This window comes from Virgibacillus sp. 7505 (genome assembly GCF_002272135.1).
Taxonomy (GTDB): domain Bacteria; phylum Bacillota; class Bacilli; order Bacillales; family Amphibacillaceae; genus Terribacillus.
The window spans coordinates 1-6,278 of record NZ_NPBF01000042.1 but is presented as its reverse complement, the minus strand read 5'-3'; the positions used below and the strand labels follow the sequence as shown (position 1 = coordinate 6,278).

At 37.6% G+C, this 6,278-nt stretch carries 8 protein-coding genes; 7 read left to right on the top strand and 1 reads right to left on the bottom strand.

The window, feature by feature from the left end; all coding sequences use genetic code 11:
* Positions 1-68 precede the first annotated feature (68 nt).
* Together CHH91_RS17770 and CHH91_RS17765 are read left to right on the top strand one after the other, a co-directional pair.
* On the top strand, positions 69-995 hold the full coding sequence (locus CHH91_RS17770) for a hypothetical protein (RefSeq protein WP_095224754.1): 927 nt from the start codon (positions 69-71) through the stop codon (positions 993-995).
* An 8-nt stretch (positions 996-1,003) separates the two neighbouring features.
* Entirely contained in the window at positions 1,004-1,684 is a 681-nt protein-coding gene (locus CHH91_RS17765) for a DUF5776 domain-containing protein (RefSeq protein ID WP_141234183.1), read from the top strand.
* Positions 1,685-1,987: 303 nt separating this feature from the next.
* On the opposite strand, the gene CHH91_RS17760 is transcribed toward CHH91_RS17765, so the two are convergent.
* Entirely contained in the window at positions 1,988-2,716 is a 729-nt protein-coding gene (locus tag CHH91_RS17760) for an SDR family oxidoreductase (protein ID WP_095224752.1), read from the bottom strand.
* A gap of 184 nt (positions 2,717-2,900) precedes the next feature.
* Here CHH91_RS17760 and CHH91_RS17755 point away from each other — a divergent pair, with 184 nt between their 5' ends.
* The 5 genes from CHH91_RS17755 (at position 2,901) to CHH91_RS17740 (ending at position 5,837) form a co-directional block, all read left to right on the top strand.
* On the top strand, positions 2,901-3,245 hold the full coding sequence (locus CHH91_RS17755; RefSeq protein WP_095224751.1) for a winged helix-turn-helix transcriptional regulator: 345 nt from the start codon (positions 2,901-2,903) through the stop codon (positions 3,243-3,245).
* Between the two features lie 201 nt (positions 3,246-3,446).
* The gene (locus CHH91_RS21305; RefSeq protein ID WP_286160827.1) at positions 3,447-3,572 is read left to right on the top strand and encodes a hypothetical protein; all 126 of its coding nucleotides are present in this window, start codon (positions 3,447-3,449) and stop codon (positions 3,570-3,572) included.
* A 116-nt stretch (positions 3,573-3,688) separates the two neighbouring features.
* Positions 3,689-3,988: a DUF4240 domain-containing protein gene (locus tag CHH91_RS21500; RefSeq protein WP_095224750.1), complete on the top strand. Its 300-nt coding sequence runs from the start codon at positions 3,689-3,691 to the stop codon at positions 3,986-3,988.
* 181 nt (positions 3,989-4,169) lie between these two features.
* Positions 4,170-4,601 carry a hypothetical protein gene (locus tag CHH91_RS17745; protein WP_095224749.1) on the top strand — a complete coding sequence of 144 codons (432 nt, stop codon included), beginning with the start codon at positions 4,170-4,172 and terminating at the stop codon, positions 4,599-4,601.
* Between the two features lie 18 nt (positions 4,602-4,619).
* Positions 4,620-5,837 carry a hypothetical protein gene (locus tag CHH91_RS17740; RefSeq protein ID WP_095224748.1) on the top strand — a complete coding sequence of 406 codons (1,218 nt, stop codon included), beginning with the start codon at positions 4,620-4,622 and terminating at the stop codon, positions 5,835-5,837.
* The last annotated feature ends 441 nt before the right edge of the window (positions 5,838-6,278 follow it).

Genomic DNA, 6,278 nt, shown 5'->3' with positions numbered 1-6,278 from the left:
GCTGGAAGTACTTGCGAAGCAAGCAGCAGACGCCAAGAAAAAATAAAAAATAGAGAGGAGGATAATAGATGGCTAAACTGACAGCAAGATTCGAGCTTCAGGATCGCATCAGCAAGAAGCTGAAGTATATCACTGGTCAGTTGGATCAGATGGAGAGACGTCGAAAGCGATGGGAACGCCCGGTTACAGTCACTCTTGAGGACCGTGTAACAAAAGGTATGTTGAAGTTGCAACGCTTCATTCTGCGAGATTTTCAAAAGAGCTATACCATCCAGATGAAGGTTCAAGATTTGGCGACTAAGCAAATGCGGAAGTTTGATAGCTTCGTTCAAAAACGAATGCCGAAGACTCACGAAGTTGTACTAAAAGCTGTGGATAAAGCAACGCCGATGATGAATAAGCTGCAGCGTTACATGAACAACAGTCTCATGCACTCATATGCATTCGCGATTAGTGCCAAGGATAAAGTAACACCAATTGTACGTAAGGTAGCTACTTACGTACGAAACAACCTGCAACGCTGTTACTCAGTTGATATATCTGTAATCGATAGAGTTACTAAAACCGTCAGCCGTATAGCAAACTACAACCAGAGGTTCGCTTCCAAGTCTTATGAGATCACCTATAAAGCTGTAGACAAGGTAACTCGTACGCTTGGAAGCATTAAGTCTATGATCACCTCTATTCCTACGCTTGTGACTGTCACTTTAGGTTTGGTTGGAGTCGGGAAATTAACCGATGCTACTGTGGGTTCTGCGATGGATTTCGAGCAGTACACAGTTTCGATGGATCATTGGTTAGATGGGAACAAAGACAAGGTAAAAGAGACCATGGATTGGCTTGGTCGTTACGCAGATAATACACCATTTAATATGGATGAGCTATTCCCAGTGATGACGCGCGGTATTGGATTATCTAATGGTGATGTGAAGCAAGCACAGACGCTCCTTACAGTGGCAAGTGACATGGCTGCGCTTACCCTGGCAAAACAGTAAACGACGCTATGGAGGCACTCGCTAATGCCCAAATGGGCGAGTTCGAGAGAATGAAAGAGTTCTCCATGAAAGTAACTGCCGATGACTATGCAAAAATGGGCTGGGACGGCTTCATAAACCAAGCTAATGATAGGTTCTCTGGTGGTGCGGACGCACTTTCTCAAACAGCTCGAGCTTTCCGACAAATGGGTGACGGTATCCTTACCGGGATGATGCCCCAACTTGATGCAATTGTTGGCTGGATTGACAACAATCAGGACAAATGGAAAGAGTGGAAGGAAACCATAGTTTCTGTGGCCACAGATATATCCACTCCTCTTTTCCAAGGCTTAGCAGACGGATTTAATTATCTCAGGGAGAACTACCTTGAGAATGAAGACTTCCGGAACTTGGACTTTGAAGGCAAGGTTAAATTCATTCTGGATGATGTGAAATCATGGTGGAATGACACAGCTAAGCCAAAAGTAGAATCATGGTGGCAAAGTACGGGTGAACCTGGGCAATTGATACCGCCGAACGATGGCTGGCTATGGACATATAAAAGCGCCAATTGGAATGACAAGAGAGTTAAAGTTAAACCTGGCGAAGCTTTCACCATAACGCGTGAATTGAGGGTGAATGGCTCTAAGATGTACCAAATAAAGTCTGGGTTATATATAACTGCTTCCGCAAAATATGTAAAGGTATAATAGCAATATGCCTGCTTCCATTAGGGAAGTAGGCTTTTTTTATTCTAAAGTATTAATGAAAAAAACTCCCCGTAAAAAGAGGAGTAATACTATTAAAAAGGAGTTGTACTAGAATGGCATCTTAAGCTAATAAGCGGATCAATACGAGTTGAGGGGTTCGATGCTTCGAAAAGACGCATACAAAAGCCGGATCAGAACCAAAAAAAGAGAAGCCGAAGCCTCTCTTTACTATATGCATGATTATAAATGCATGGTAATCTTAACCAAGCTGATTACGTATGAAAGTACAATCCATACCCTGTTTTACCAAGGTACAACTCCATCTTCATCGAAAAAGCCTCCAGTTGGACCATCATTATTAATTGTGGCAAGCTTCACTACAATGGAAGCTGCTTGTTCGACTGAACGATAGCCACTGTTACCATTTAAATCGGTTGCTGTAAATCCAGGGCAAACTGAGTTGATCTTAATAGGAGAATCACTAAATTCTTTAGCAAAAAAAACAGTTAAAGCATTTACTGCTGTTTTGGAGCTATTGTAGGCTAGCGTATTCACATTATAAAATTCTGATTTTGGGTCTGTATTCAAGGCTAAGGAACCTAGTCCGCTGGAAAGATTAACGATTCTTCCGGAAGACGATTTTCGGAGCAATGGAAGCATCGCTTTTGTTACAGAAAATACACCAAAAACGTTTGTCTCATAAGTACTTTTGAGAACAGATAAATCCAGTTCACTCTGAGTAATATCGCCTTCAAGAAACACGCCTGCATTATTAATCAAAATATCAAGTAATCCATATTCTTGTTCAATTATTTCTACTGCGGAAAAAATGGAGTTGGGGTTTGTAACATCAAGGCTCATTGTTTTAGCTTTAATATTCTCCTTTTCTAATAACGTTACAGCCTCAAGTCCTCTTTTTTCATTTCTTGATCCTAATAAAATCTCATACCCCATTTTCCCCAATTGTCTTGCTGTTTCTAAACCAATACCTTTGTTTCCACCTGTTATTAGAACAATCTTTGGTTTATTCATGAAGTCTTCCCCCTATCAATTTATTTAACCTGTTGCTGTACAATATGTTTTAATTTCTCGTTAAGATGATATAAATTTGATTAGACATCAACCTCTTTCATTACTGATATAGTAAGTATAAGAAAAATTATTGATGTAATGTAAGTAGGCACATTTTTGTAACTTAATGAGGGAGCTGGAGAATATGGGGAATGGCTTAAAAGGATATGGTGATTGCAGTGAAGAGGTTACAAAGGCTTGTCCTATTGAAATGGCTTTACAGGTTGTAGGTGGAAAATGGAAAGGTATCATTATCGATATATTATCCGAAAGATCAGTCAGATTTAATGAACTTAAAGGATTAATACCAGGGCTGTCGCAAAGAATACTAACTTTGCAACTTAGGGAACTGGAAGCTGATGGGATTGTTAAGAGGAAGGTACATGATACTGTGCCTCCAAAAGTAGAATACTTCTTAACCGAACAAGGAGATGAGTTATCATCTATCATTAATTCTTTAAGAGTGTGGGGGCAAACTTATCTAAAATAAATCTACATACTAATATGACTTTGTCTCTTTAAAACTTTATGAATCGTTCAAATATAAACGCCCACAAGTATGCGCATACACCTTAGAAAAACATTTTATATGGCATGTTGCTCAAATGGACTTGTTTCATTAGCTAGCCTTGTTAGTATTTTAAGTATAAATGGCCTTCACCATATCAACCTGGATAATGAGACACGGGTTGTGCAAATTCAATTTACTGGGATTGGGTACGCCGATACTGATGTTGAACAAGAAGACAATGAAGTAAATGTAGAAGCAGAGAAAGATTATGTTAGTAGAGATGAAGATTTTTTTGGTCTATGGTAAGCAAGGATGGACTGGCAACTGGGCCCTGAAAGGGATATAGCTAACAATTTAGTGGGTCACTTAGCTAAACTATCAGAGGAAAAAATTAAAATGTTTGAGGAAACACTGGCTTATTTATTATACCAATACTGGACACGAAAAAACACGCAGAACAGATTGGTGACAATAGTTATAAGACAGAAGATGAATATTTTTCAGAGGATCTGTTTTTGTATGCCAGATGCTACGTAGTTTCAAAAGGAAAAGATGTTTTCCATAAGGTTTTGCAAAACCCTGCAAAAATGCCAAAAGATAAGGAATTTGAGGCGCTGCTTACCATTGCGGAGGAGGCCTATGATCAAAGAACAGATTTGTCATTCGATTATGTTTCAGAATACGATTACGAAACTTATTCAAATGAAAAAGGATGGACCTAATTTAAAGGTTGATAAAATGATATTACCCCAAAAAACGAAAACATCGTATACGTAAATGTTTATGTTTACGTATACATTTTATTTCTTCTGAATTCTTATTCCACTCAAATAAAGGCTTTGGTGCAGTTAGCGGCTAACTATTATATCCACGTCCAAAATAAGATTAAAGGAATGAACCTAAATGTTAACGAACATAGTTACAGAAGATTTTATTATAAATAGAGAAGCTCTGACCTTAAAAGCTTATAATACAATTTATATGGACAGAATAGAGAATAGCGAGTTTATGAATATACTCAATAATCTACTTTTCGAGAATTCCTTAATATGTATTCTTGGAACCCCTGTATATCCACTTACAAACGATCAAAACAGGGATTATATGATAGATGAGTACAACGAGGTAGATGTTCAAAAAGGTAGTTTGACTAATGATTTGGTTGAAAATATCTATTTGAATGCTGAGATTAATGTTCCTATTTTCATTGTTTTAAACCCTTTAGCAGATAAGGAATACTTTAGCAAAGAGGAAAATAAATTTATTATAAATACTACTTCAGAATCCTTCTTATGGTTTGATTATGACGCTGAATCGCTGTATTTAATAAAATAAGCAAGAGCTGCAGACAATGTGCTGCAGCTCTATTCTATTGACTCCTCATTAGTAGCTATATATGAGTATGATGTATGGGAAAATATCTTAAACGAAGGGCAATCAAAAGACTTAAAAGAAAACAGCATACGTTACTCCCTGCTTTTTGCTGACTTATCTTTTCGAATGAAAGATAATGCTAGAACCTTTTTCATGGTAGCGATTATATCAACTGTTGCATTTAGTGCCATCGGGTCACTGTATGGTTTTCAATCTTATCTTACAAAAGGGATAAAAGAGGTAAATCCATACACGTATACGTATAGTCCATTTTTAGATGAGAGTGACGAAGTGATTGAGCAAGATATGCAACAGATTGATGGCATTTTAGAAGAAAAGAAAATCAACGCTGACATGGAATTCGCGGACTTGACATTTTATGATACATCTTTGGAAGAATCGACTGTATTGATAGTGAAGGCTTCTGATTATAACAGATTCGCAGCATTAATAGATGAGAAGGAACTGCACCCAGAAGAAAATAAGGCAATCATAATAGAACAAAGTGATGCGGTAATCACGGGCGGGCAGAAAGCTAGTGACATATTAATGACATCCCGCGTCCGGCTGAAAGATGGGAAAGAAATTCAACCGAGTAACACAGTAGAGTCTGCAGTAGGGTTAGGGTTAACTGGTTATTATGTTATCAACGATAGTACTTATACTGAACTTGAAACACCAGTAAGGACGGTTTTCACAGCTGCATGGAATGTAGCTGAAGGAAGTGATAATCAAGTAATTGAAGCAGGTAGAAAGTTAGAGGATCAAGTAGAGCATAAGGAGTTTTCTGTTGATTACAATCTTTATGAAATCAATAAAGCATATGGACCGATTTTATTTATCGGTTTGTTCATCGGAATAGTGTTCTTTGTCTCTGCTGGAAGCTTCCTTTACTTCCGATTGTTTACAGATATTGACGGGGAGAAGCGCAAGTTCCAGTCAGTTGCAAAAATTGGTCTGACACAATCAGAATTGAAAAAAGTAGTGAATCGGCAGATTGCTATTTTGTTTTTCTCTCCGATTGTAATAGCACTTGTACATGGCGCGGTAGCTCTTACTGCTTTATCGCGTTTGTTTAACTACAATCTGACAGCTGAATCTGCCCTTGTTTTGGGAAGCTTTGCGGTTATTCAAGTACTTTACTTCATGGTTGTGCGATTTATTTATATGAAGCAGGTGATAAGATCGGTATTTTAATTAGAACCGTTGTTTAAGGGCTGACAAGAAATCGATTATGGAATTTACTATAACTGCTGGATCAGGTGATCCGGCAGTTTTTATGATTGTTTCATCAACAGCATGTTTTCTTTTAAAGTGATAGGGGAGGTACCGTGATTTTAGCTATCCGCTTTATTAAGAAGGAGATTGATTAGATAGAAGCATTATATTATTAACTTGCATTATGCGGGCTTAAAAGTAATTCTGTCGCTAGTTGCCAAATTGCTTTCTATTCATGTAAAATAAGAGTTGCGGATTTATGGAAGAGACCTTAAATCTTTGATGAGTTAGCTATTAAATTTTATGGTAAAAGAAAGTAACGCAAAAAAATCTAGTTATTTTTAAATATGTATTGCTTTTTGTTTCTGTAGCATATATAATCTAACTTGTCCTTAAGAAAAGGGCAGCATACATAAGAGG

Coding starts and splice junctions, on each gene's coding strand:
- CHH91_RS17770 (WP_095224754.1), top strand. CDS start 69: ATGGCTAAACTGACAGCAAGATTCGAGCTTCAGGATCGCATCAGCAAG.
- CHH91_RS17765 (WP_141234183.1), top strand. CDS start 1,004: ATGGAGGCACTCGCTAATGCCCAAATGGGCGAGTTCGAGAGAATGAAA.
- CHH91_RS17760 (WP_095224752.1), bottom strand. CDS start 2,716: ATGAATAAACCAAAGATTGTTCTAATAACAGGTGGAAACAAAGGTATT.
- CHH91_RS17755 (WP_095224751.1), top strand. CDS start 2,901: ATGGGGAATGGCTTAAAAGGATATGGTGATTGCAGTGAAGAGGTTACA.
- CHH91_RS17745 (WP_095224749.1), top strand. CDS start 4,170: ATGTTAACGAACATAGTTACAGAAGATTTTATTATAAATAGAGAAGCT.